Here is a 26,482-nt window from a genome sequence, read left to right on the forward strand (position 1 = left end):
ACACCGTCATCTCTCGGTGCAACGTTCCTTGCCGGCTCGTACATCACGCCGCAGGGTGCCTTTCCGGGGAGATCCCGCTGGGCCACGCCGGCCCCAGGCCCCGGAATCGTCGTCACTCCTGGCCCAGCAGGGCCCAGACATTGCTGGCCAGGTCCCTGGTTGCCAGCTCCTGTCGGGTGAGGAACTCCATCGCGAGCCCCTCACCGCAGACGACATCGTCCTGACGTGCGTCGGTGCTGCCAGCGAACACGTGGAGACGGACCACAGTCCCGTCGGCGCCGATCTGCTCCAGGACACGGGCGAGTTCCAGGTCAGCGGTCAGCCCGGTCTCCTCCAGACGCTCACGGTGAGCCGCGGTCAGGGCGTCTTCCCCAGGCTCGACGAGGCCACTCGGCGTCGACAACCGTCCCGGCTCCACACGCTTGTCAGGGCCACGATGCTGCATCAACACCCGCCCGGCCCCGTCGATGAGGACGATGAACGCGACTTCGTGATCGATGATCATCCCCGACACCCTAGGCGACCCCTACGACATCCCGCCCGACAGCGGAGAGACGACGATCTCCACCCTGCGGGCCTCCTCCGGGTCGTCGACGGCGAACTGCAGCAGCCAGCGTCCCGGCCGCAACACCAGCACGTCCTCACCGTCGGCGTCACCGACGGTCAACCGCCCCGACGGTACGTCGAAGGCGACCTCGTACGGCAAGCCGTCGACCCTGTGCTCCGCCGAGCGCACGTCGAGGGTGACCACGCTCTCGTCCGGCTCGGCGGTGCCGGGATGGACGACCTCGACGGCGACATGCGCGGCCGTCGACCGCACCGGCCCGCCGCCGTCGTGGAAGTCGATGTCGAAGTCGTCGGGACAGTCCGTGTCGTTGAGGTAGATCGCGCCCCAGTGAAAGGAACGCCTCCGCTGGATCGGCTGCTCGGTCATGACGCGGGACTCTAGCGCCGACCCCCGACAGGACGACGACCCGCCGGGCCCGGCCGTAGCCATCGGCAGCGGGCCGGCCCTCGACCCATTCGGCATCACAACAAGCCCCCGCTCGCACTCACACACTCTCATCCACGCACCCGCCCTGACCAGCTGAGCAGCGACAAGGCGTACAGCTCCCGCCGCAATCGCCGCAGCCGTGGCCGTGGCCGTGGCCGTGCAGATAAAGCGATGGTCGTCTGATTGGCTTGCCTGCCACGATCTGGGTGTGACCACGTTGTTTCTGATGGTCGGCCTGCCCGGGGCCGGAAAGACCACGAGGGCTCGGCAGCTCGCCGCGGAGCACGGCGCGCTGCGTCTGACGCCCGATGACTGGATGATTCCCCTGTTCGGCGAGGCAGAGGCGGACGGGAAGCGCGACGTGCTGGAGGGGCGCATGCTCTGGCTCGCTTTGGAGGCGGTCAGGCTGGGCACCAACGTCGTGGTGGACTACGGCTGTTGGTCCCGGGACGAACGGTCCGCGATCCGCTGGCTGACGGAGGCCGAGGACGCGTGCTTCCGCATGATCTACCTGCCGGTAAACGATCAGACCCAACGCGCACGTATCGCCCATCGCTGGGCGACCATCCCCGAAGAGACGTTCCTGATGACCGAGGCCGACATCCTGCACGGGCGGGCGCACTTTGAGGAGCCCGACGCGGCGGAGCTGGGCGGCCGTGGACCTGCCGGCCCGCCCCCTGGCTCGGCGAGCTGGCGGGAATGGGCCGCCAACCGGTGGCCGTCGTTCGCGTAACTGTTGCAGCCCACGACAACGCGGCCGTTTCGGGCGTGCCTGCACAACCCAGAATGATCCGCCGGACAGGCGCTAGCTACTTGCCCCTGAAAAACTCATGAGTTCGGGTGGTGCCTTCGGGTGTTGTCTGGGCCTTTTGGGTTGTTCAGGCTGTCAGGGCGCTGATTTTGATGAGGTTGTGGGTGAAGACGCCGTGTCCGCACCAGGTGCGGGCGCCTGCGAGGCCGTCGTGGAGGGCGCGGTCCCATCCGGATCGGCGTTTGAGGTGGCTGATGCGTCCTTCGCAGCCGGTGCGCCACTTGATGAGGTCGCGGAAACCGCGTCGTTTCTCCGACGGCTTGGCGGGCAGGGCCGGGCTGGCCCTTGCGGGGAATCGCGACGATGCGGACTCCGAGGTCGTGCAGCGCGGCCTCGACGCGGGCTTCTCCGTAGCCGCGGTCAGCGGCGACCGCGCGAGGCACCCGCCCGGCTCTGGCCGCGATGCGGGCGATGGCGGGTGCCAGTTGCGGGGCGTCGGCAGGGTTGCCGAGCTCGATGGTGTGGTCGAGGATGATGCCGTCTTCGTTGTCGACGACCTGGGCTTTGAAGCCGAACTCCACGGGTTTTCCCAGACGCCCTCGGACGATCGGGCGGGCGTCGACGTCGTGCAGGCTGATGACGCGGGTAGCCGAGTCGGGCATGACGCCGGCCAGCCTGGAGCGGGTCTGGGTGATGATCTGGCCAGTGCGGGCCAGGAGGGACGCGAGTTCGTCGGCTGCCCGGCGAAGTCTGCCTGCCACCGGCCCACGGGCCTTGCTGAGGGCCCGGAAAGCGTTGCGTAGCACTGCATCGGCGTCTGCGCTGACGTGCTCGGCGAGGTCGGCCAGTTCTCCGGTGATGCGCCGCACGATCTGCTGGGCCTCGTCCTTGCCGACCCGTAATCGCAGCCGAGAGGCGATCTGGCGGGCTCGGCGCCCAGCCGCCCTGGAGCGGTCAGGACAGCGGGTCCGAGGTGCGCCACCAGCCGCCTTGATCCGCCTGACCAGCCGGCTCGTCTTGGTGACCGCCTTGGCCAACAGGCCGGAATCGGTGGGGTGCTCAACGTTGGCCGACACCACGGTGGTGTCGGCCCGCACTTTTCCCACCCGCAGCACCTTGCCCTCCACCGCCTTGTCCAGCAGCGCCTCGTTCAACCGAACCACCGCCGCGTCCCCGCACCGGGTGGTGATCTTCATGAGCGTGGTCGGATGCGGCACCCGCTCACACAGTCCAAGGTGGCAGAACCTGCGCCAGGAGATCGAATCCGCCACCTCCCGACACAGCGACTCATAACCCAGCCCGTAGCGGAACTTCAAGAACATCAACCGCAAATACGTGTCGATCGGGGTCGACGGACGACCCCTCGAGGAATCGAAGTACGGCCGGAACGGCTCGACGAACCGCGCATCATCCAGCAGACCGTCGACCTGCGCTAACTCCACTGGCAACCGCAGCAGCTCCTGCGGCAACCCATCCCACGATGCTGACCAGGCGGTCGTTGACCTCAACATGCCCAGAACAACGACCGCCCAGCCCACGAGTTTTTCAGGGGCAAGTAGCTAGCCTGCACCATGCTCACCGGGCTGTCCCGGCAATATCGGTCGCCCCGCCGGGCGCCTTGAGCGGGATGAGGGCGCCATGATGATCAGAAAGGGCACGTGCCGCGTAGACGGCCGGCGGCAGTCCGCTCAGGGCGAGCACCCCTGAGCGAGTACATCTATGTCATTCGGGCCTGTCGCTTGCGGCGGTGGCCGCGATCGCCCGCCTGGAGCGGTCGAGGACCCACCTGCGGCCGGGGGCGGTCAGCGCCGCGTTGAGGGTCTGGACCGATTTCGTGCACCATCCGTACCGGCGGTTGTGGGTCGACAACGGTGGTGGCTGCGGGGTCTGGAAGTGCTGCGCTGATCCCGCCGAGCCGTGCACGGTGGAAGCGCAGGGCCTCGTCCTGATCCACGGGGCCCGCCGGTGAGGACGTTGCCGTAGGGGGAGTCGCAGTTGGAGTACCGGTAGAACGGGCCCGTTGTCGACGCTCATGTCGAGCTCGCCGTAGACCCGGGTGTCGGTGGAGCCGACGGTCCAGTTGACCACCCCGTTGACGGTGTCGACGGTGGCCCCGTCGTAGGCGCACGGCTGGATCTGCACCCAGTTGTTGATGTTGGCGTAGCCGTTCCGGCAGCCTCCACCGGTGAAGGGTCCGCCTGCGCGGCGGACGGGGCGACGAACATGCCCACCGCGACGGTCGTGATCAGGGCGAGGGCACTGATGATCTTCGTCATGCGGGTACTTTGGCCACGGTGGACCGTAGCTGGCGACCACTTCGCTGTCCGGAACTGTACGAGTCTGTCAGGGCCGAGCCAGCCCGAGCCTCCACAGTGGCCTTTCGTGCGGAGGGGGCCTGAAGCCTGCGGACGCTGTCCGATTCGCGACCGGGCATCGCGGCGGGCTCCAGGGAAAACCTTCGATACGCTGCGGGAAATCCACGCATCGGAAGGACGCTGACGATGGTCGAGATTCTCGGCGGCACGATGACCACCGATCCCTATGTCCCCGACACTGGCGCGGGCGTCGTCGGCGCGAAGATGGCGCTGATCTTCAAGCCGCACGTCGCGCGGTGCAAGGCGATCGACCCCAACGGCACCGAATGGCACTTTCACCTGGTCCAGGTCGTCCGGGACACCGTCGTGGGTCCAGGCCTCGGCGCGCAGGGCAACGTCGGGTTCCGGGACCGCTCGGTCGCGAACGGCCCGTCGGCCGGCTGGGGCCTGGACATGGAGTGGCAGGCCCAGGGCGACGCGAGCTACCGAACGATCGTCGAGGCCCGCGCGGGTGCCCTGCGGAACCGGATCGCCGCGCTGCCGGCGCTGATCCAGGCCGGCGACCCCTCCGGCGCGCTGGCCGCCGAGCTCGCGGACTGCCAGGCCCAGCAGGCTCTCGACACGTTGAAGGCCACCCCCGCCGGCAGGGCGAAGGCCGCCGCCGTCACCAGCCTCGACCCCCGGTACGCGCAGCAGCGGATCTCCGAGCTCATCCCGCTGTTCACCACCAAGGTCGAGAACACCGGCGGGAACGCGCTGATCCTGCCGGCGCCGTACACGGTGGGGATCAACGCCCGGGCCACGCTGCGGGACAACCCCAGCTCCCCGGTCGCCGCGAACGTGCTCGGGATGGACTTCGAGACCGCGGTGCTGTTCGAGTACGGCCAGCCCGGCGCCCGGCACAGCCGCTACGTCGGCTCGGTCCGCTGGGGCTGGAGCCGCACCGCAGGGAAGTCCGACGTGCAGCTGGTACCGCTGGCCGAGGTCAGCAACGCCGGCGTCAGCGCCGACTTCACCGCGGCCGTCACCCTGTGGAACGGGCTCACCGTCCCCGACCCGCGCAACGCGCCGGCCCAGCTGCCCGTGATGGTGATCCCGACCCAGTGAGGCCTGACGCGTGACCCCGCGCCACGGTGCCGCGTGAGCCGATCGGGTCACGCGGCACAGCAGGCCACCGGCGCGGTGCTGGCCGACCCGGCGGCGCGTCGGCCAGCGGGGGTCGGCGCCCCGGGGTGTGGGAGCGGTCAGCCCGAGCGTCGCCAGGACCACAGGTCGCCGTCGTCGCTGCGGTACTCGCGGGCCTGCTGGCCTGAGGCGGTCGTCACCGTCACTGTCGCGTGGTCGCCGTCGCCGTGCTGGGAGACGATGCCGGTCACGCCGTCGTCACCCTCCTCCAGCACGCTTGCCGTCGTCAGCCGCACTCCGCCCGACTCGTCGCGGTACGCCGCGACGAGCACGGCGCGCCTGGTGTGGCCGCCCGGCCCGCGAACGGTGACCGTGAGAAAGGCCAGCCCGCGCTGGCGGACTCTGCCGTAGGTGACCTGGTCGATGGTGAAGGTGGCCTGCTGCTCGGCGTCGGCCTGCGGGATGCCGGTCAGGGCCGTGCCCTTGCCGTCGACGAAGGTGACCATGCCCCCGTAGTCGCAGCGCGCGCCGCAGTCGCCCCGGCCGGCGACGTAGATCTCCGTGTTGCGCAGGTCGACGTCCCGGATGGCGCGCTCGTCCGCCGGGGAGGTCGTCGGGCCGTCGACCTGGCGGAACGCCGTGCCGTCGTACCGGTAGGACCGCTGCTGCTGGAACGCGGGGGCGCCGTTGGAGCGGTGCGGGCCGTAGACCTGGACCCGGACGGTGCGGTCCGCGACGCGCAGGCTGTCGCGGTCGTAGTCGTAGAGCTCCCCGCTCCCCGTCGTGATAACCGGGCCTAGCACCTGCACGGTGCCGTCCGGGCGGGTCTTGACGCCCAGCAGGAGTTGCGGGTGGAAGGAGACGTCGTTGTCGCAGCTCAGCGACACGAGATAGCCCTCGCCCGGGGTGGCGTCCAACGCGGCGGCGACGAGCGGAGTCACGTGGTAGGTGTTCTGCGTGCCGTCGACCAGGCCGGCGGTGGCAGCCCTGCCGGCGAACGCGTGCGGGCCCGCCGGACAGGCCGTGGACATGCGCCGCCCGCCGGGCCAGACCGGGATGTCGATGGTGGCGTTGCCCAGGGCGACCACGCGCGGATCGGCGGGCGTCGCGCTCGGCGAGGGTGTCGCGGTCGCCGGGGCCCGTGACGGTCGAGCCGCCGGACCCGGTGTCGGCCCGGCGACGGGTGCCGGCCGGGGTCCCGGCTGCAGGTGGACGCCGAACGCCACGGCCGCCGCCACCACCGCGCAGAACGCCATGACTATCCGCTGCGGATGGGCCCGCCGCCACACGTACTCCAGCACTGTCTCCCCCTCGACGACCGGTCACCATGGGAAGCGGCCGGCGAATCCCGCCCGCACACCAGACGCCGTGAACCCCCCGGATGGTTGCCCGGCCCGGCACGCCGCCGGCGCACGCCCGGGCCGCCGCGCGTCAGCGTGGGTGGCGGATATCGGATCCGGCCGATGCCCGCAGCGCCGGCCGTGGCTACGGTGTGCCGATGAGGTTTCGTCACCGGTGGCCGAGGACCGAGCTGGCCGGGTTGGTGTGGCGTCGGATCGGCGACGCCGAACGCGGCGAGGTCGCGGAGCTGCTGCGGCGGTGCGAGGCGTCCGAAGGGTGGCACCTGCCGCTCGACGCGTACCAGTTGTCCATGGATCTGGCCGAGTGCGTGGGCGGCTTCCTCGACGGCCGGTTGATCGCCGCGGCGTCCGCCGGCGTGGGTCTGACCCCCACTCTGGACGGCGTGGTGGACCCGCGCGTGCGTCGGCGGGGCATCGGCGCGGCGATGCTGGACTGGGCCCTCGCGGGCGCACGCGGCCGGCCGGTCACGGTGAGGGTGCGCGTGCGCAACCCCGTGACCGAGCGCCTGTTGACCGGACGCGGGCTGCGGTGGGTCTCCGGCGAACTCGAACTGAGCCTCGCGGTGCCCGAGCATCCGGTACCGGTCGCCGCCCCGCCGGGCTGCCGGCTGTTGTCGTGGCCGGAGGCCGACCCGGCCGACTTCCACGCCGCCTACCAGGCCAGCTATGGCGAGGAACGCCCCTTCGAGCGGTGGTTCGCCGGCGCGATCGGTGAGCCCGAGGAGGCCGAGGAGGACAACGCCGCGATGCTGGCGGTCGGCCCCGGCCGCGAGATCCTCGGCTACGCGGTACTGACCAAGAGCCGGCTGTGGGAGCTGGGCGTCATCCCGACGGCCCGCCGCCGCGGCGTCGGACGGGCGCTGTTCTCCGCGGCGCTCGTCCGCCTCCAGTCGATCACCGACGACCCGTACGACAAGGTGCGAGCCAGCGTCGACGTCGACAACCTGCCTGGCCGTGGTCTGTTCGACGCGCTCGGCTTCGAGGTCACGTCGGCCTCGGCGTGCTACGGGCGCGACTGACCTTCCGCGCCGCACCTCGCCCGACCCGCACGCCCACGGCGTCAGACGGACGCCGCGAGCTGCTTCTCGACGGCCTCGGCCTCGGGCGCGCCGAGGGCCCGGTAGTGGTCGAGCGCCTGCTCCCAGTGCGTCCTGGCCAGCGCGTCCTCGCCGCGCCGGCGGTGGATGTCCGCGATGCCGTCGTGGGCGCGGGCCTCCTCGTGCCGGGCGCCGACCTCCGTGGCGTGGGCCAGGGCGGTCGTGTGATGGTGGAGCGCGTCGTCCAGCCGGTCCAGGCAGCGCAGGCTCGCGCCGGCCCCGTTGAGCGCCTCGGTCTCCAGCACGCGGTCGCCGATCTCGGCGCCGATGGCCAACGCGTCCCGGTACCGCTCGATGGCGCGGTGGTGGTCGCCCGCGAGTTGTCGGGCGTAGCCGATCCCGAGGATGGCGTGGCCCTGCCGGCCCCGGTTGCCGATCTCCTCGTACAGCGTCTCCGCCCGCTCGTAGTGGTCGGCCGCGAGGTCGATGTCGCCGGACCTGGCGTACAGCATGCCGAGGCTGGTCAGCGAGTTGGCCTCGCCGGCGCGGAACCCCCAGGTCCGGTGGATGTCGAGGGCGTGCCGCAGGTGTTCGATGGCCTGCGCCGTGTCGCCGGTGCGGGTGAAGACCATGCCGAGGGCGGTGTGCGCGTGCCCCTCGGTGAGGTGGTTGGGGTTGGCGCGGTTGAGCTCCAGGGCGTGCCGCAGGTGCCGGACCGCCTCCTCATATTCCCCCAGCCGGGCGTGGGTGGTGCCGATGCCGGCGTACACCGAGGCGAGCGAGGACCGGTCGCCGCTGCCGCGGTCGATCGCCGCCGACTGCTGGTGGTACCGCAGCGCCTCCCGGAGCTGCCCGCGCTCCGCGCAGGCGTTGGCCAGGTTGCCGAGCGCGCCGGCCTCGGCCACCCGGTCCCCGGTGCGCCGGGCGATGTCCAGGGCGGCGGTCAGGTGCTCGACGGACTGGTCGAGGCGGCTGAGCCGGAAGTAGACCTTGCCGAGGTGGCGGAGGGCGTCGCCCTGGCCGGGCAGGTCCCCGGCGTCGGTCGCCGCGCGCAACGCGACGTGGTGCAGCGTCACGGCGTCCTCGTAGTGGGCCTGGGTCTCCAGGTGCCGCCAGAGCATGTTGGACAGCATCCCGGCCCAGGCCGGCTGGCGTTCGGCGACGGCCTGGCGGGCGACGTCGATCAGGTTGTACCGCTCCCCGTCCAGCCAGCCGATCGCGGCCCGGGGGCCGTCGAACGCGATCGTCGACGCGGCGGCGCGAGGCCGGAGGTCGTGTTCGTGCGGGTGGATCAGGTCCATCGCGGCGGCGGCGGTGTCGCGGTAGTGGTCGCGGAGCCGGGCCAGGGCGGGCGTCCGGGGGATGCCCTCGTCCGCGGCCAGCCGGCCGGCGTGGCCGCGCAGCACGTCGTGGAAGGCGAACCGGCCCGGCAGGGGCTGTTCGAGCATGTGGTGGTCGACCAGCTCCTCCAGCGCCCTGCGCGCGGGGGCGGGCGGCCGGCCGGCCAGCGCCGCCGCCGCCCACAGATCGATGTCCGTCCCGGGGTGCAGGCCCAGGGCGCAGAACATGTACCGCTGCGCGCCGGTGAGGTGCCGATAGGACACGCCGATGGCCGCGTCGGTGTGCTCGGTGACCAGGTCGCAGTCGCGCAGCTGTTCGAGCAGGTACCGGATCGTCCAGGTGGGGCGGTGCTTGAGCCGGGCCGCCGCGATCCGGACCGCCAGCGGCAGCCGGCCGCAGGCCTGGACCACCTCGAACGCCTCGGCGGTCTGTCCGGCGCACCGCCCGGCCCCGGCGATCCGGACGAACAGGTCGACCGCGTCCGGGGCGTCGAGGACGTCCAGGGAGAGGAAGTGCGCGCCGTCCAGGTCGTACAGCCGCTGCCGACTGGTGACGATCATGTGGCAGCCCGGCGCCCCCACCAGCAGCGGGGCCACCTGCGCGGCGTCGACCGCGTTGTCGAGCACGACGAGGACGCGCCGGTCCGCCAGCTCCGCGCGCCACTGGGCGGCGCGGTCGTCCGGCCCCGCCGCGACGCGCTCGTCTGGCACGCCGACGGCGGTCAGGAGCCGGTGCAGCGCCTGGGCCGTCGGGAGCGGCTCCTGGTCCGGCGTGTACCCGTGCAGGTCCAGGCACAGCTGTCCGTCCGGGAAGTACGGCGCGAGCTGGTGGGCCACCCGCATCGCGAGCGCGGTCTTGCCCACGCCGGCCATCCCGTCGATCACGGACACCGTGGCCACCGGGCCGCCGCCCCGCGCGTGCGCGGTCAGCTCCAGGACCTCCGCGTCGCGGCCGGTGAAGTCGGCCAGGCCGCGCGGGAGGTCGTTGCGGGGCCGGCTGACCGCCACCGCGGCGGTCGGCGCGGTCCACAGCAGCGCCTCGTCCCCGGCGAGCACCTTGCGGTGCGTGTCCTGCAGCGCCGGGCCCGGTTCGATGCCCAGCTCGCGGACGAGCAGCTCACGGGTCGCCCGGAAGGTCTCCAGGGCGTCGGCGCGTCGACCGTTGCGGTACAACGCCAGCATCAGCTGCTCGGTGAGCGTCTCCCGCAGCGGGTACGCCGCGACCAGCTCGTACAGGTGGCTGATCAGCTCCCCGTGCCGGCCCAGGTGCAGCTTCGCGGTGACGCGCCATTCCTCGGTCTGGGCCCGCTGCTCGGCGAGCCGGTGGGCGTGCTCGGCGTGCAACTGGTCGCTGGCGACGTCCTGCAGGGCGTCGCCGCGCCACTCGGCCAGGGCCTCGTCCAGCAGCGTCCCGGCGGTCGCCCAGTCGCCGGCGCCCATCGCCCGGCAGCCGTCGTCGCGGCGGGCGGTGAAGCGGGCCGCGTCCAGGTGCCGCGGGTCGGTCGACAGGACGTATCCGCCGGCGTGGCTGGTGAGCGTGTCGGCGGCGGCGCCGAGAGCGCGGCGCAGCCGCATCACGTAGCTGCGCACCGTCGCGTTCGGCGCGGCGGTGTCGGAGCCCCACAGCCAGGCCGACATCTCGGCGACCGACGCCGGTTGCCCGCACCGCAGGAGCAATCCGGACAGCAGGATGCGCGACGCGGCGGACGTGACGGGGCGTACGCCTGTGCCGTCGTGCACGTGGAGCGGGCCCAGCACCCTGAATTCCACCAGCGCCCCCGGTGCTTGATCGACGGGGCCATGGTAGTCGCCGTGCCACGCGATTGCCACGCCGCTGCCACGGGCGGCTGACAGTCTTCCGACGTTCACCCGGGGCCGGTGTCCCGGGCGGGTTTCTGGAGAAAGGGTCGGATGAGAAAAATGACATTCACGGCGACCTGGGTACTGGCTGTCGCCGGCTCGGGCGCCCTGGTGCTCGGAGTGGCGTCGCCGGCCGTGGCGGACGGTGGGTGCCGCGCGGGGGACCGCTTCGGCGGCTGGCAGCCGGATCAGGAGACCCGGCCGTTCCCGCTCGGGCCGGTCGTTTCGGACAGGGGGCAGGTCCATGTCGGTTAGGCCGTTGACCCGGGGCGCCGTGGTGGCGGTGGCCGCCGCCGCGACGCTCGGGCTGCTGTCCGTGCCCGCGCACGCCGACGAGCGGGTGTGCCTCGACGCCTACCAGGTCGGCAGCACCGGAGCGGTCTACCTGGACGGGCAGCGGGCCGCGTCCGTCAAGCAGTACTGGTCGCCGCGCTGCAAGGTCAACTACTCGTACCTCTACGTGTGGCAGTCCTACCGGGACAGCCACCCGGGAAACTGGACCGTGGCCGTCTACGGGATCCAGAACGGCACGGTCGCGGGATACAAGTACTACCCGAACACCCACCAGGCCGACTTCTGGTCCCAACCGTACGGCGGCGCTGGCGTGTGCACCGCCGCCGAGGGCTACTTCGAGTACGCGCTCCACACCAACTCGGGCCGCACCGACGAGCGCTGTGGCTGATCCGTACCCCGAAAGGATCCGATGTGAAGACCGCAACCACAGACAAACCCTGGCGCCTGGACCTCCGGTGCGCCGAACTCCCCCATCCAGATGGCGATGAACGCAGCAGCCTGTAGTGGCGCCGACCGGCCGAATGGATCTCCTGGCAAGACATCCCCTCGGCCCGTCCCCGCGCCGCCTGAACAGGCGAGGAACCGCGCTCAGCCATCGGCGGGTCGCCAGGCTAGAAGAGTTGTTGGCCGGCGGGGACCTGGTGGACGCTGCTGACCCGGATCCGTGACGCGCGGTTGTCGGGTGACCGTTTGCACGCCCTGGGCGTGCGGCTGGCTAGCCGTTCCAGCCGACGCGAGCCGGTCAAGCTAGGCCTTGCGCTGATGGGCCTGTTCCCGGTCGTCCGGCACCGGGATCTGCTGTTCACGCTCGGGCGGCATGAGGAGTTCACCCTGTTCGCGGCGGTCGCGCTGGCCAACGGCGAGGAGGACCCGGTCGATGACCTGTGGCAGCTGGCACGGAATGTGACCGGCTGGGGCCGCATCCACCTGGTCGAACGCTCAGCGACCGTCTCGCCGAGAGTCCACGCGCCGACGTGGTGGACTGGATCGTGCGGGAAGACTTCCACAACAGTGTGATGGACGAATACCTCGCCTACACGGCAGCCACACAGGCATACCTGCGGCACCTGGGTAGCCGGTCCGATGATCTGCGGCACCTCGGGTGCTCGAATGCGCCAAGGGCTCTGCCACTGTGGCAGGGCCCTTGGCGTGCGTATTTCGCGTCGTCGATCGACCCGCTTAGGAGTGCACTGTCCCGCAGGCGGCCTGCGAGGTCGTGTAGGTGAAGGAGGTGGCGCAGTAGTAGCCGCCGGTGACGTTGCGGTGCGGGAGCCAGTGGAAGACGTAGTCGCCGCCGTACTCGGGGAAGTTGCCGCTCTCGGTCATGAAGCCGTTGGGGCCGCTGATGCGCATGTTGACCGTTCCGGCACTGGGGAACGTCGTGTAGTTCTCCATGACGTCGACGTAGAGCCCGTGGCCCGCGATGTTCAGGCAGACGTGGAGGCTCCCGCCGGCGCAACCGCTGGAGGAGTCGAGCCGCAGGCCCGTGTTGGTCACCTTGTAGATGTCCAGCACGCCGTTCGCGTTTCTGACCTCCTTGACGAGTACCGCGTTGCCGGCGGCGGTGGAGCTGGTCGGTGCGGCGGTAGCTGCCTGCGCGCTCGCCGTGCCCGTGACGCTGGCAACGGTGAGCGCGCAGGCGACTACCATCGTCGCCCGGACTGCGGTCCTGATCCAACCGTTCATCGCATCCTCGATTCCTGTGTGGACTCCGCCCGAGATATCGCGAGCGGCGCTTGCGGGCAACCCCGCTGGCTTCATGTCCAGGATCTTCCCGATGCCCGCTCCGAGCGAGGAAAAACGCGTCCGGGATCGCCCGGGAACGTCCGACATGGACAACCCCGAAACGCGACTCCCGCGCGGTGTCGGCGTCGAGCGGCCGACCGGCCACGCCGCGCTCCTCGTGCTGTGCGGCGACTCCTCCCACGCGCCGGCCACGAACTCCCCGTGCAGTTTGGCGGCGGTGACCATGGGGAACGCCTTCGCCGACGCCGACCACCGGGGTCGGCGGGCGGGTCCTCGCGGCGAAAGGTACGGGCTCGTGGCGGGCGTCTGTGGAATCGGAATCATGACGGTGCCCCGACACGACCGACACGACTGCCAGGGCCAGATCGTGCGCGGCCTGCAGCGCTTCTCGGCCAGTTTGAGCGCGGCGAGAGCCGACAGGATCAAACCTTCGGAAGCCTCTGGCCCGAAAGCTCGTAGAGCGCCAACGCAGCAAGATCCCGAGGGTCACCCAGCGTTCGACTCGATGCCACGACGACAGAGGAACCGGCGAGCCGCCGGCCGTTTGGGGTCAGCCGTCGTGGCGGAACAGGGCGGTCCACAGGAACTGCTCGCCGAATCGGGGTGAGTCGGCGGGCTCGTCGCGCATGCGGCGCAGCTCGACCTCGGCCATGTCGGCGAAGATCCAGCGCAGTGCCTCCGGGGTGTACGCGACGCCGCCCTGCAGCCCGCCGTGCCGGTAGAGTGACGCGACGGTGCGGTGGCAGGTGGTGGAAGCAGCCCGAATCGTAGATCAGGTCGTATGGCCCGGATCGCGCCGCCCGCACCGATTGACTCGTTGTCCCTCCGTGGCGACGGTAGATACAGGTGGGGCGCCTTCAGCCGGACCGTAGTCGGTCGTCGAGCCATGCGGTGTGTCGGGCGCGCAGGTCGGCGGACGTCATGTCGGCGCGGCCGAGGTCGTGGTAGTTGGGCAGCCAGCCTTCCACTGCGGTGTGGGAGTTGCCGAGTGCGAACAGGTCCCATGCGGCCATCGCGGGCACCGGCTCGGCTGTCTCCTGGTAGGCGTCCAGGAACGCCCGGGCCGCGTCCGGTCCGTGCAGCAGGACCAGGTCCAGCCGGCACCAGCTCACGTCGAAGCCCCGGGGTGCCAGCGCCGCCCCGGACCAGTCCACCACCCCGGTGAGCTGGTCGCTCTCCCACAGCACGTTGCCAGACCAGTAGTCGAAATGGGTCAGCACCCGCGGCTGGGCGGCGAGGGTCGGGCGGAGCTCGGCCAGCGCCGGTGCGGCCGGGCCGGTCGGTGCCGAGCTGCCGGCTGTCATGCCGTCCCGGAGGCCGCCGAGGGCGGTCAGGGGGGTGGTGTGGATCCGGGCCAGCGCGTGGCCGAGCTGGCGCGCCGCCCGTTCGGGGGACTGTGGGTTGATGTCCGCGTGGCCGGGCAGCCGGGTGAGCAGGGAGGCGGGCTCACCGCAGCGGGCGCCGTCCGGGTCGGCGGCGACCAGTTCCGGGGCCCAGCCGCCGAGGCCGTCGAGCGCCGCGAGCGCCAGGGCCTCGCGGGCGGGGGCGGGGTCGCCGGCCGGGTAGCGGCGCAGCACCAGTTCCCGGGCGGGCGCGATGGTCGCCACCAGATGGGTCGCGGCGTGCGTGCCCCCGGCGAGCCGGCGCACGACGTGCGCCTCGGCGGCGCCGCTGGCGGCGGCGACCCAGGCCAGGGCGGTCGCGGACGGCTCGGTGTTGATCATGGGGTGATGGTAGCCGGGCCGCTCGCCTTCGGCAGTGCGGTGACATTCGGCGCACGGGGATCCACATCAAGCTCCGGAACGTGGACGGCGGGGGGTTTTCATCATCGCCGCGCGGAACGGGACGCTGGCGCTCCGGGTCGCTGAGGCGCGTGAGTCCTTATCCAAGCCGGCTCCCGCGCAGCGCACCGACGAGCAGATGGTCGACGACCTGGCCGCCTCGAGGCGGGGGACTGCGACATCGCTGGACTCGCGCCCGCAGAAGTCAGCGCGCTCCAGCAATGGAAGGTCAACGCCCTCGCCGAGCAGGCCCTCGAAACACCGCCGACGTGACAGACCCGTGCACTGACCTCGGCATGAGCGGACGTCGTACGCGAACCACCCTCTGCCAGGCCACCGCGAGCCGTACCACAAGCATGGCGGCTGGCCCGGGCCCGTGACGACGACAGAACCAACGGGACTGACCGCACCCTGCGTGGGCTGTCACTTCGATAGCCCACTGGTACGGACTGGTCGTGGTGCGGCCGGCTCCGTGTCGTCTGGTTGCCGACAGCGGCCTGTTCATCGCGGGCGTGCCGCGTCGCTGTTCGGTTCCGCGCCGTCAACGGGCACCGCTGCGGCCTCCGCTGGGTGACCGAGGACCCCCGGGCCTGGGCGGTCGCGGTGCCCCGCCATCCGGTGGCGGGTCGGCTCGCCGCAGGCGGCCCAGTGGGGTGACACGGAACAGTTCGGCCACGGCGAGCACCAGGTGCGCTCGCTGCTGTGGTCGGGTACCGCGCAGCACGATGAGAAGTGCCACCAGCCGAGATGCGGCGACGATCGCCGTGCACAGCGCGCTGATGACCACAGCGGATTGAGCGAGCAGGCCCATGCGACCCTCCGGTAGACATGCGTCAATACCGGAGGTCTCTTCCGCCACCACATCCGGTGACCGACGGTCCCGGGCTCCCCGGGGGGAGCCGTGATGACGAGGCCGTCGCGGGGGAATACTCCCCTCCTTGAAGGCTCAGACTTCCACACCTGAACCAGGCTGGCTAGCAGGGAGTCAGCCCAGTCCTCGGAGCTGGCCTTCACGGTGTTGAGCACCTGGCCGGTCGTCGTGGTGTTGTCCGCCGGGTTGGTGTCGGTCTGCGAGGCCCCGCACGACGAAGTCCTCCAGATCCATGACACGGGCATGGCGGGTCTCCTCTCCGAGCGTTCATTGGAACTGCTGGAAGGAGGCCGAAGGAACCATCCGGGAACGCCCGGGAACGCCCGGGATTCTTGCCGGGCAGGTCAGCGGCCCCCAACCATTGCGGCAAGCGTGCGGCGAGGGGACTTGGCCGTGTCGCCTGGCCAGGCGATCGACCGCGGTGCGCACCGTCGCATGCCCCGGACGCTCGCCGACGAGACAACTTGCCTGGAGGCGAACTGTGACCCTGCCCATGGGAACGCGAAGACTTCCCCATGCCGGCCCTGCGGGGTTGGCGGGAGCGATGGCTCTGGTTCTCTCCGCGACCCTGCTCACCGTCGTGCCGCCCTCGCCAGCAGCGGCCGCGAAGCCCAAGCCGGTCGCGTTGGTCGTAGAGCGCGCGGACGCTGTGTCCGCGTCGATGGCTGCCCGAAAGCAGGGCAAGCGGGTGGAGGTGCTCGACAGCCGGACGGAGACCTCGCAGACGTTTGCGAACCCGAACGGATCGTTCTCCCTCGAGCAGCATGTCCAGCCGGTCTGGGCGCGTAAGGGCTCGGGCTGGGCTCCGGTCGACACGACCCTGATCCAGGCGCCGGACGGCTCCATCGTGCCGAAGGCGCAGCCCGCCGGAGTTCGCCTGTCGGCCGGCAGCCCGGCCGCCGCCGCCGGCGTCGCGGCCGACGCACCCCAGGACCTGATCACCGTCGGCTCGGGAGGCGACGCTGTGACCCTGGCCTGGCGGGGCCGGCTGCCCAAGCCGACCCTGTCGGGCGACACCGCGACCTACGCCTCGGTCCTGCCCGGCGTCGACCTGTTGGTCCAGGCCACCCGGACCGGTTTCGAGCAGTTCCTCGTCCTGTCGCACGCACCGGGCCAGAGCGTGTCCTTCACGCTGCCGATGCGGAGCAAGGGCCTGACCGCCGCGGCCCGCGCTGACGGCGGCCTGGACTTCACGAACGCCGCGGGCAGGATCGTCGGTTCGATGCCGCCAGCGACCATGTGGGACGCGCGGAAGGACCAGAAGACGGGCCTGCCCGCCCACCAGGGACCGGTGCGGCTGTCGGCGACCTCCCGCGAGGGCGCGCTCGACCTCACCTACACGGCCGACGCCGCGTTCCTGGCCACGGCCGACTACCCGGTCACGATCGACCCGGCCACCTCACTGGGTCGGACCCACTGGCTGCTGGCGTCGGCGTCGGAGCCCGACCGCACCTACTACGACAGCGACAACACGGCCCGCGCCGGCACGCCTGACGACGGTACCCACGCGTTCCGGTCCTTCTTCGCGTTCGACCCGTCCTCCCTGGCCGGCAAGCACGTCCAGTCGGCGACGCTGAACACGAACGAGACCCACTCCTGGACGTGTACCGCCACCCCGGTTGAGCTGTGGGACGCCGGCTCGTTCACCTCGTCGTCGACCTGGGCCAACCAGCCCGCGCTCGGCACGAAGCTCGGCACGCAGACCGTGGCGCACGGCTACAACGCCAGCTGCCCGGCCGCGAACGTCGCCTGGAACGTCACCTCGGCGGTGCAGGGCTGGGCCACCGCCAACGCGGCCGTGGGCACTCTGGCGCTGCGCGCGCCGAGTGAGACGGACCCCACCCAGTGGAAGTGGTTCGACAACAACCCGTCGCTGTCGGTGACGTACAACTCCTACCCGAGCGTCCCGTCGGCGCTGTCGGTCACGCCGTCGGTGATGACCGCCGGCACGCTGTACACGAACACGCCGACGCCGGTCCTGAGCGCGACCGCCACCGACGCCGACGGGGGCAACCTGTCCTTCACATACCAGGTGCAGGTCGCCTCGACGATCGTGGCCACCGGCACGGTCGGTGGGGTCGCCTCGGGCGGCACGGCCTCGTGGACCCCGTCCGGGCTGGGCAACGGCCCCTACACGTGGCGGGTGCAGGCCAGCGACGGCACCGACAGCGGACCGTGGTCGGCGTGGCAGGCGGTGACCGTCAACGCGACGATCGCAGCGGCCCCGACCGTGGCGTGCGCCGGCTACCCGGCGAACGCCTGGACCGCGGTGATCGCCGGCGGCACGGGCTGCTCCTTCTCTGACGTGTCCACCGACGTCACCGGCTACCTGTGGGGGCTGGACCAGAACCCGCCGGCGACCTACACGGCCGCCAGCACGGCGACAGTCAACCCGGGCCCGGGCCTGCACACGCTGTACGTGCAGGCGCAGAACTCCGCCGGGAACCGGTCGGGTGCGACCTCCTACACCTTCGGGGTCGGTTCCGCCGGAGTGAACGAGCCTGCCGACCAGTCGACCACGTCGGCGACGGTGAACCTGCGGGCGACGGCGCCAACGGGGGCGAGCGCGGTCCGGTTCCAGTACCGGATCGGCACGACCGGCGCGTTCACCGACGTCCCGGTCGCCGATGTCACGCCGGCCATCACCTGGCCGGTGGCCACGACCGCGACCGCGGGCGGGGTCACCTCGCCGACGCTGGTGTGGAACGCCGCGCGCTCCCTGGCCGGTGACGGTCCGGTGCAGATCCAGGCGGTGTTCACCACCTCCGGCGGGTCGGTCACGAGCCCGCCGGTGACGACGGTCCTGCAACGCAACGCGATCGGCTCGGACTTCGCCTCCGCGCAGGTCGGACCGGTCTCCGTGGGGCTGCAGTCGGGCAACGCGGCACTGAGCGCCTCGGACGTGTCGGTCGCGTCCTACCGCTCGGGCCTGGGCGTGGCCCGGACCTTCAACTCCTTGGCTCCGGCCGTCCCGTCCATGTTCGGCCCCGGCTGGACCTCGTCCCTGCCGGTGCTCGGCACCTCGGCCGCCTGGTCGGCGCTGGTCGACAACGGCAGCTACGCGCTGCTCACCGGCGCGGACGGCTCGACCCGGACCTTCAACCAGGGCACGACCAGCAACGGCGTGACCGGCTACCTGCCGCAGGGCGCGGCGGCGACGACCGGCCTGGTACTGACGAAGTCCTCGTCCGGCTTCCTGCTCGTCGACTCGACCACCACCCAGGTGCGGTTCACCGCGCCGGACTCCGCGAAGCCGACCCGGTTCGTCCCGTCGCTGGTCACCCAGCCCGGCACGGGCCGCTCGACCGGCTACACGTACTCCGGCGGCAAGCTGGCGCTCATCACCGCCCCGGACCCGGTCGTCGCCGACGACACGGCCACCACGGCGGCCTGCGCCTACCCGGTCGCGTCCTCGACCTGGTCGGCGGGCTGCCGCGGCCTGACCTTCCAGTACGACCCGACCACCGGCAACATCTCCGAAGTGGACTTCGTGGCGGTGGAAAATACCGCCGGGTTCCAGCAGATCCCGGTCGCCCGGTACACCTATGACTCGAGCGGGCGACTTGTCGCGGAGTGGGATCCCCGGATCAGTCCGGCGCTGAAGAACCAGTACACCTACGACAGCAACGGCCGGCTCGCCTCGGTGAGCCCGGCGCAGGACCCGGCGACCGGCAACCTCAAGCCGTTCACCTTCACCTACGACAACACCCCCGGCTCGCTCGACTACGGCAAGCTGCTCAAGGTCACCCGCACGCACAGTGACAACACGGCCGCCGTGCAGACCGTGGTCTACCGGGTACCGCTGACGAAGGCCGCGGGTGGACCGATCGACATGGACCCGGCCACCACCGCGGCCTGGGGCCAGACCGACACCCCGACGTCCGCCGTCGCCGTGTTCCCCGCCGACCACCAGCCCGGCCAGACCATCGACTGGACCTGGGCGGACATCACCTACTACGACGCCAACGGCCGCGCGGTCAACACCGCCGGATACGGCAACGGCTGGCACGTCACCACCACCGAGCACGACACCACCGGCAACGTGATCCGGGAACTGTCGGCGGCCAACCGGGAGACCGCTCTCGGCGGCACCACCACTCCGGCGAACCCGGCCTACGTCGCACGGGTCGCCAGCCACACCGGGACCAGCACCCTGACCTCGCTGACGGTACCGGTCACGGCACCGGTGACCGCGGGCGACGCGCTGGTCGTGTCGCTGATGCTCACCAACACCGCCAACAACACCGTCGCCGGCAACGTCGCCGTCACCGACAGCCAGGGCGACACCTTCACCGTGGTCACCGACACCAACGACGGGTCGGCCAAGGACCGCACCCTCGTGCTGGCCGCGTTCGGCGTACACACGCTGACCACGTCCGACACACTGACCGTCACGTTCCCCTCCACCGGGGAGCACCACCTGGCCGTGGACGAGCTGTCCGGGGTCAACGGCGTTGACCAGAAGTCGGCGGCCACCGGCGCGGCAGGCACGAACTTCAATTCGGGGAACACGCCCACGACGACCGCGCCGAACGAGCTCGTGTTCGCCGCGGCCGGCATCCAGGGCGGCAGCAACGCGACCTGGGGAAGCGGGTTCATCGCACTGCCGACCGTGTTCGTCTCCTCCGACCAGCTCGCGACCGCCTACCGGACGGTGACGGCCACCGGGGCCTACAACGCCTCGGGTACGGCCACCAAGTCCTGGATGGCCTCGGCGGTCACGTTCCGCGCCGGAGCCAACACGGCGGCGATCGCCCAGCAGCTCGACACGGAGAACATCTACTCCGCCGACGGCATGGAACTGCTGGACAGCTACGGCCCGCTGCACGCCGCGGCGGTCACCGGGTACGCCCAGCCCCAGCAGGTCCGGACGCACAGGCACTCGATCTACGACGAGGGCGCACCGTCGACGGGCGGACCGTACCGCCTGGTCACGACCGACACGGAGACTGCCAGCCTCGGTTCGGCGATCCCTGGCACCGACATCGATGCCCGCACCACCAGGAAGGTCTACGGCATCGGGTCGGACAACACCGGCTGGACCCTGCACAGTCCGCTGCAGACGGTCATCGACCCGTCCGGGCTGGTGATCACCAGGACGACGGTGTACAACAGCGACCCGTCGCTCTACAAGGGCGAGCCGCTCGCGGTGGAATCCCGGATGCCCGCCAACGCCAGCGGCGGCGGGGCCGGAACGACCAGGACCATCCACTACACCGCCGGCAGCAACCCGCAGGACGCGTCCTGCGGCAACCAACCCAACTGGGCCGACCTGGTGTGCAAGACCACCCCGGTTGCCCAGCCCGGAACCGCCGGGCTGCCGAACCTTCCGGTGACCAGCCACACCTACAACATCGACCTGCAACCCGTCACCGTGATCGAGGACTTCGGCGGCGGCAACACCCGGACCAGCACGTCGAGCTACGACTCCGCCGGGCGGCTCGTCCGGACCTCGGTCGTCGCCGCCGGGACCGGCTCGGGCACTCCCATCCAGGACACCGTTTCCGTGTACTCCGTGGCGACCGGCCTGCTGACCGACACGGAAACAGTCGACGGCAGCAACGCGGTGACCGCCGACCTGAAGTCGGGCTATGACGAGTTCGGCCGGGTGTCCACGTACTCCGACGCCGACGGCACGAGCACCACGACCACCTACGATCTCGCCAACCGGATCGCCACCACCAACGACGGCCTGGGCACCCGGACCCACACGTACAACGGAGGCAATGAGCGCCGGGGCCTGCTGACCGGGCTGACCGACTCCCAGGCCGGCACGTTCACCGGCACCTATGACGCCGACAAGGAACTCACCACCGAGCAGTACCCCGGCGGGATCACGGCCACCCGGAGCTTCAACCCCGCCGGCACCGCTACTGGGTTGAGCTACGCGAGCGCCGCCTGGTCGGGCCCGATCGGCGACAGCATGGTCCCCAACGGCCACGGCGATCTGGCATCCCACGCGGGGCTGAACGCCAGCCAGATCTACACCTACGACGCGGCCAGCCGCCTCACCCAGGTCGCCGACACGGCCGCCGGAAACTGCACCACCCGGGGCTACGGTTACGACGCCAACTCCAACCGCACCGGTGAGACCACCTGGGCGGCCGCGACCAACGGTGGCTGCCAGACCGCCACCGCGACGGCCAACCGCACCCGGAGCTACGACTCCGCCGACCGCCTCACCGATTCCGGCTACGGCTACGACGCCTTCGGCCGGATCACGACCACGGTGGCCGCGGACGCCGGTGGCCAGAACCTGACCTCCACCTACTACGCCAACGACCTGGCTGCCGGCCAGGCCCAGAACGGCCGCACGGTCACCTGGACCCTGGACCCGGCAGCCGACCGGGTCCGAACCTCCACCGACAGTGCCACCGGCGTGACCACCACCAACCACTACGGTTGCGCCTGCGACAAGCCGTCCTGGACCGGTGACAGTGCCGGGCACTCGACCCGGAACGTGTCCGGAATCAACGACCTGCTCAGCGCCCAGGTCAATGCGGGCGTGACCACGCTCCAACTGGTCAACCTGCACGGCGACGTGATGGCGGCCGCGAACACGAACGGGACCGATCCCGGCCCCACCGCCACCATGACCTACACCGAGTTCGGTGCGGTGGAGTCCGGAAACCCGGGACAGTACGGGTGGCTCGGCGGCGAGCAGCGGCAGACCACCACCCTCGGCGGGCAGATCCTGATGGGCGTGCGGGTGTACGCGCCCGCTCTCGGACGATTCCTGCAGATCGACCCGATTCCCGGTGGCAGCGCCAACGCCTACGAGTACGGTGGACAAGACCCCGTCAACAACGTCGACCTCGACGGTCGGTGCCCGTGGTGCGACATCATCAACCACTTCCTCCAGGGTTACTTCCAAAACCAGGCCGCGGGCGTCCCCCACGCGTCGGTGGCCAAATCGGACGCCGGAAAGGCCGCATACGGCTGGATGCGGTCTGGCTTCGGCGGACGCTGGGGAGGTGGCCGGACCCCGTACAACAAGGGATGACCTTGATGCGGTGGTGATCGCCGAACGCACGCCCTGATCACGTGGCCGACGTCGCTGATGTACTCACAGCGGCGTCGGCCACGGTCGCGCTCCGCGCGGGAGCGGCGCCCGGACCTGCCAAGTGTTGCCTGGACCCACGGGGCCGAGAGCACTCAGGCGCGTCGTACACTCGTCCGGATAATTGGGCGACGGGGGCGATGGGCATGACTGACCATGACGACGGTATGCCCGACCCCAGCCAAGCCACCGACGTGGCCACGTTTATCGGCTTGTTACGCCAGCTTCGGGTCTGGGCTGGTCAACCGTCCTATCGGACGCTGGCCAAGCAGCTGAGTCGGCAGGCTCCGGCGCGGGTGGTGGCTCAGTCGACGGTCGCGGATGTGTTCAACCCGCGCAGGCAGCGGCTGGACCTGGATCTGGTGACAGCCATCGTGCGGGCCCTGGGCCTCCAGGACGAATCCGTCGCGCGGTGGCGTGTCGCCGCGGTGTCGGTGCACGGCGGAGTGGCCGCGACATCGGAACCCGTCGTGCGGCAGGCTGATCCAACCCCGGCCCAGTTGCCACCCGATCTGGCCGATTTCACCGGTCGGACCAGGCCAGCAGCCCGGCTCGGCGAGCTGTTGACCGCCGGGGACACCGTGGTGCTCACCGCCGTGGGTGGCCCGGGCGGGATCGGCAAGACCAGCCTCGCGGTCCATGTCGGACACCAGCTGCTCGCCCGCTACCCCGACGGTCAGTTGTATGTGAACCTGCGGGCCGGCAGCCGATCGCCGTTGCCGGCAGATGAGGTGCTGGCCCGGTTCCTGCGCGGTATGGGTGTCGAGGCGACGGCGATCCCGGCAGAGTCCGACGAGCGGGGAGCGCTCTACCGCAGTCTGCTGGCCGGCCGGCGGATGCTGATCGTGCTGGATGACGTGTTGGACGCGGCACAGGTCCGGCCCCTGCTGCCGGGTACCGGATCCAGTGCCGTCGTCATCACCAGCCGCAACCGGCTGGCGGGCCTGGACGGGGTACACCGCGTCGACCTGGACGTGTTCGGTGAGGCCGAGGCCGCCGACCTGCTGGGCCGGATTCTCGGTCGGGGCGCCGTGGCCGAGGATCCGGCCGCGACGGTTGAGGTGTTGAGGTGCTGCGCCGGGCTCCCGCTGGCCATCCGGCTCGCAGCCGGCCGCCTGATCGCCGAGCCGGGCTGGACGATGCGCACTCTTGCCGACCGGCTGGCCACACTGGACAACCGCCTCGACGAGTTGACCGTCGAGGACCGGGCGGTGCGCGCGTCGCTGGCCATCGGCTACCGCCGGCTGCCGGCAGAGGCGGCGCGGGCGTTCCGGCTGTTGGGGCTGTGGCTGGGCCCGGACCTCGATGTCCGGGCCGCCGCCGCCCTGATCGACCGGACGGTGCCACAGACCACCGAATTGCTGTGGGAACTGACCCGCGTCTACCTCCTCGACGAGGTGGAAGGCCGCTACTCCTTCCACGACCTGGTTCGCGCCTACGCCGCCGAGCAGGCCCGTGCGCACGATGACGACGACCGGTCAGCCGCGACGGCACGCCTCACCACCTGGTATCTGTTGTGCGTTGCCGACGCTCTCGCGCGGATCACCCCCCGGCCGCTGCACGTCGACCTACCCGATTCCGTCCCCGGGCATGCCCCGATCCCCTTCACCGACCGGCCCCTGGCGCTGGCCTGGCTAGACGACGAACGGCCCAACCTCCTCGCCGCCATCGACCAGGCCCACGCCGACGGACACTTCACGAACGCCTGGATGCTGCCGGTATCCCTGACGCCCTACTTTCAGCTCCGCAGCCTGCTGTCCGACTGGAGCCACACCTGCCTGATCGGCCTCGACGCGGCCGAACAGGCAGGTGACCTGACCGGTCAAGGCCGCACCCGCAACGGACTAGGGATGGCTCTCCTCGCTCAACTCCGCTACCAGGAGTCTGTCGACCACCTACGCCGTGCTGCGGACATCTCCCGGACCAGCGGCGACCGACGCTGCGAGGCAGCAGCGCTGGCCAATCTCGGCGGCGTGCAGCTCACGATCGGACACCACGAGGACGCCGTCGCAACCCTGGGCGCGGCCGCCACACTCGCCAGCCAGATCGGCGATCTCGTCACCGAAGCCACCACCCACAACAACATCGGCCTCGTCTATGCCATGCGGGGCCGCATCGACGAAGCCGCCGACAGCTTCCAAACCGCACTCAACCTCTACCAGCAGGCTGGCGAACGCCGTCTTTACGGCTCTACCCTCAGCAACCTCGGCCAATGCCGCTTCCACCAGGGCGACTACCCCGCCGCCCGAACGATCTACCTTGAGGCCATCGCCATCCACCGCGAAGTCGGAGCCCGCAACCTGGAAGCCAACGACCACCTCAACCTCGGCGACACCCACTGCGCCAATGGCCAGACCTCCGAAGGTCGAGACCACTGGCACCAGGCTCTCGCGATCCTCGACGACATTGCCGACCCCCGCGCCGACGAACTCCGCCAGCACCTCGCGAACCTGACCCCCGATATCCGCAGTATCCCGCAACTCGGCACGCGTTAGACAGCACACCGGCCACCGAGTAAGGCATCCCCGCCGCGTCCCCGCCGGCAGCACAGCGCGAGAGGCGACCGGCGGCGGGCCCGTTGGAATATGGGTGGATCTCCAGAAACGGGAGTAGCACCTGACGTCTGATGTGACAATGGCGAAGCCCAAGGAGCCGGGCTCGGACCTGGCGATCGATGCTGTCGACGCTCAGCTCGTGCGGCAGTTGGCGGACCGTGCGCGGGCCAAGGGCCTTCAGCTGACTGTGAGGGCGGGCTTGCTGGCCCGGATCGGCTCTGGAGCACCGCTGCAGGAGCCGCTGACACAGCCGTGGCCAGCTGGCTCGGCCAGACACTCGAAGAGACCAGAAACCATCAAAGGGCCGAGCGGGTCTCGAGCACCGTCGCGGACCTCAGCCGCGCCCGCGCTCTGCACAACCTCTCCAAGACTCCGACGAGCCGGAGACGAAGGCAACGCCGAAGTGCTGATCAGCCTCGCAAGGATGCGGGGGGTGTCTGCTCACCAGCCGTCAAGGAACGACAGCCCACAGAGCGACACCCCCGGAGAACTGCTGCGGAAGATCATAAAAACAAGATCAACACCACGGTAAGACCATTGGTCCCACCCCCGGAGAACCGGAAGGTCGCAGGTTCGAATCCTGTCGGGGGTACGTCGCCATCCGCTGTGGGGGCTCGACCGCGGGGGAGCGTTGGGACTCAGCCGGTCCTCATGAGGCTGGAGCGCCCGGATCATCACCGGGATCCGCGACCCTCAAGAGCCCACAACCAGACCTCGACGGGTACGCGTGGGCGCGCGGCCACGATCCGCCACCGACCGTCGGTGTCTGAAATTACTGTCCGTATAGATGTGTAGTGGATAGCCCCTTCTGTCTGCGTGTCATGAGTCACAGTGAACGGGGTGGCGAAAAGTGAACTGGGGTCGAAAGATTCTGGTTGCATTAGGATATTTTTCAGTAATTGCGTTCCTTAGTACGACAAATAGTGTCGAATTTGCTGCACCGGGTGCCCCGGAAAGGTGGCCTACTTTCACGCCCAGCGCTTCCAGTGACACGGAAGGTGATGACCTCTCCGCCTACGGGGTGTCACCAATCTTGTGGGTCCTCCCGGGTTGGCCTACGGTCGGTTGACGTAGCGCACCCCGGGTGGAGCGCCGGCCACACCGGCCGACGCGAAGTCTGCTGACACGTCGTCGCCGGGGCTGCCGAAAGTGGATCTCTACAACCTGCGGGGGTTTGTGTGGAGCAAAACTGTGTACGGGCGCGCCGTGCTCTATTCAGGAGCTGGCCTGACCCTCTTGCGGTCCCGGGCTGTGACCCGACCGTCTCTCTGATTCCTCGGTAGACACGACGTCGCCTTCCCGGCGACGTACCCGTACGTCTCCAGTGCCTGTCGATCGACTGGAACGTGAGTTGTCCCGTGCGTGCCGTGGGCGGAGGTCCATGACACGCGC

15 protein-coding genes and 1 pseudogene are annotated in these 26,482 nt (G+C 70.5%); 8 read left to right on the forward strand and 8 right to left on the reverse strand.

The window, feature by feature from the left end:
- Nucleotides 1-112: 112 nt before the first annotated feature.
- Together IW245_RS00945 and IW245_RS00950 are read right to left on the reverse strand one after the other, a co-directional pair.
- Entirely contained in the window at nt 113-505 is a 393-nt protein-coding gene (locus IW245_RS00945; protein ID WP_197001294.1) for an NUDIX domain-containing protein, read from the reverse strand.
- A 21-nt stretch (nt 506-526) separates the two neighbouring features.
- On the reverse strand, nt 527-934 hold the full coding sequence (locus IW245_RS00950) for a hypothetical protein (protein WP_197001295.1): 408 nt from the start codon (nt 932-934) through the stop codon (nt 527-529).
- A gap of 268 nt (nt 935-1,202) precedes the next feature.
- Here IW245_RS00950 and IW245_RS00955 point away from each other — a divergent pair, with 268 nt between their 5' ends.
- Nucleotides 1,203-1,727 (forward strand): P-loop nucleotide/nucleoside kinase family protein, encoded by a 525-nt coding sequence (locus IW245_RS00955; RefSeq protein WP_233473218.1) that lies wholly within the window; start codon nt 1,203-1,205, stop codon nt 1,725-1,727.
- A gap of 145 nt (nt 1,728-1,872) precedes the next feature.
- Here IW245_RS00955 and IW245_RS00960 read toward each other — a convergent pair.
- Nucleotides 1,873-3,256 (reverse strand): annotated as a pseudogene (locus IW245_RS00960) (ISNCY family transposase).
- Between the two features lie 211 nt (nt 3,257-3,467).
- Nucleotides 3,468-3,887: a hypothetical protein gene (locus IW245_RS00965; RefSeq protein WP_197001296.1), complete on the reverse strand. Its 420-nt coding sequence runs from the start codon at nt 3,885-3,887 to the stop codon at nt 3,468-3,470.
- 359 nt (nt 3,888-4,246) lie between these two features.
- On the opposite strand from IW245_RS00965, the gene IW245_RS00970 reads away from it, so the two are divergent.
- Nucleotides 4,247-5,167, forward strand: a complete 921-nt coding sequence (locus tag IW245_RS00970; protein WP_197001297.1) for a hypothetical protein — start codon at nt 4,247-4,249, stop codon at nt 5,165-5,167.
- 137 nt (nt 5,168-5,304) lie between these two features.
- Here the strand turns inward: IW245_RS00970 and IW245_RS00975 are convergent, their stop codons facing one another.
- Nucleotides 5,305-6,486, reverse strand: a complete 1,182-nt coding sequence (locus tag IW245_RS00975) for a hypothetical protein (RefSeq protein WP_197001298.1) — start codon at nt 6,484-6,486, stop codon at nt 5,305-5,307.
- 197 nt (nt 6,487-6,683) lie between these two features.
- On the opposite strand from IW245_RS00975, the gene IW245_RS00980 reads away from it, so the two are divergent.
- Nucleotides 6,684-7,565 carry a GNAT family N-acetyltransferase gene (locus tag IW245_RS00980; protein ID WP_197001299.1) on the forward strand — a complete coding sequence of 294 codons (882 nt, stop codon included), beginning with the start codon at nt 6,684-6,686 and terminating at the stop codon, nt 7,563-7,565.
- 41 nt (nt 7,566-7,606) lie between these two features.
- Here IW245_RS00980 and IW245_RS00985 read toward each other — a convergent pair whose 3' ends face one another.
- Nucleotides 7,607-10,693 (reverse strand): AfsR/SARP family transcriptional regulator, encoded by a 3,087-nt coding sequence (locus tag IW245_RS00985; protein ID WP_197001300.1) that lies wholly within the window; start codon nt 10,691-10,693, stop codon nt 7,607-7,609.
- Nucleotides 10,694-10,834: 141 nt separating this feature from the next.
- Between IW245_RS00985 and IW245_RS00990 the strand changes: the two genes are divergently transcribed.
- The 3 genes from IW245_RS00990 to IW245_RS01000 all read left to right on the forward strand — a co-directional run bounded on the left by IW245_RS00990 (nt 10,835) and on the right by IW245_RS01000 (nt 12,094).
- The gene (locus IW245_RS00990) at nt 10,835-11,038 is read left to right on the forward strand and encodes a hypothetical protein (protein WP_197001301.1); all 204 of its coding nucleotides are present in this window, start codon (nt 10,835-10,837) and stop codon (nt 11,036-11,038) included.
- A complete protein-coding gene (locus IW245_RS00995) occupies nt 11,028-11,465 on the forward strand; it encodes a hypothetical protein (protein WP_197001302.1) in 438 nt (145 codons plus the stop codon). Before IW245_RS00990 ends, IW245_RS00995 begins: the two co-directional genes overlap by 11 nt.
- 374 nt (nt 11,466-11,839) lie before the next feature.
- Nucleotides 11,840-12,094 carry a hypothetical protein gene (locus IW245_RS01000; RefSeq protein WP_197001303.1) on the forward strand — a complete coding sequence of 85 codons (255 nt, stop codon included), beginning with the start codon at nt 11,840-11,842 and terminating at the stop codon, nt 12,092-12,094.
- Nucleotides 12,095-12,256: 162 nt separating this feature from the next.
- On the opposite strand, the gene IW245_RS01005 is transcribed toward IW245_RS01000, so the two are convergent.
- Nucleotides 12,257-12,763 (reverse strand): hypothetical protein, encoded by a 507-nt coding sequence (locus IW245_RS01005; protein WP_197001304.1) that lies wholly within the window; start codon nt 12,761-12,763, stop codon nt 12,257-12,259.
- A gap of 917 nt (nt 12,764-13,680) precedes the next feature.
- Nucleotides 13,681-14,547, reverse strand: coding sequence for a phosphotransferase family protein (locus tag IW245_RS01010; RefSeq protein WP_197001305.1), 867 nt, complete (start codon nt 14,545-14,547; stop codon nt 13,681-13,683).
- A 1,472-nt stretch (nt 14,548-16,019) separates the two neighbouring features.
- Between IW245_RS01010 and IW245_RS01015 the strand changes: the two genes are divergently transcribed.
- Both IW245_RS01015 and IW245_RS01020 read left to right on the forward strand, forming a co-directional pair.
- Entirely contained in the window at nt 16,020-22,478 is a 6,459-nt protein-coding gene (locus tag IW245_RS01015) for an RHS repeat-associated core domain-containing protein (protein ID WP_197001306.1), read from the forward strand.
- A gap of 197 nt (nt 22,479-22,675) precedes the next feature.
- On the forward strand, nt 22,676-25,030 hold the full coding sequence (locus IW245_RS01020) for an ATP-binding protein (protein ID WP_197001307.1): 2,355 nt from the start codon (nt 22,676-22,678) through the stop codon (nt 25,028-25,030).
- The last annotated feature ends 1,452 nt before the right edge of the window (nt 25,031-26,482 follow it).

Source organism: Longispora fulva (assembly GCF_015751905.1).
Lineage (GTDB): Bacteria > Actinomycetota > Actinomycetes > Mycobacteriales > Micromonosporaceae > Longispora > Longispora fulva.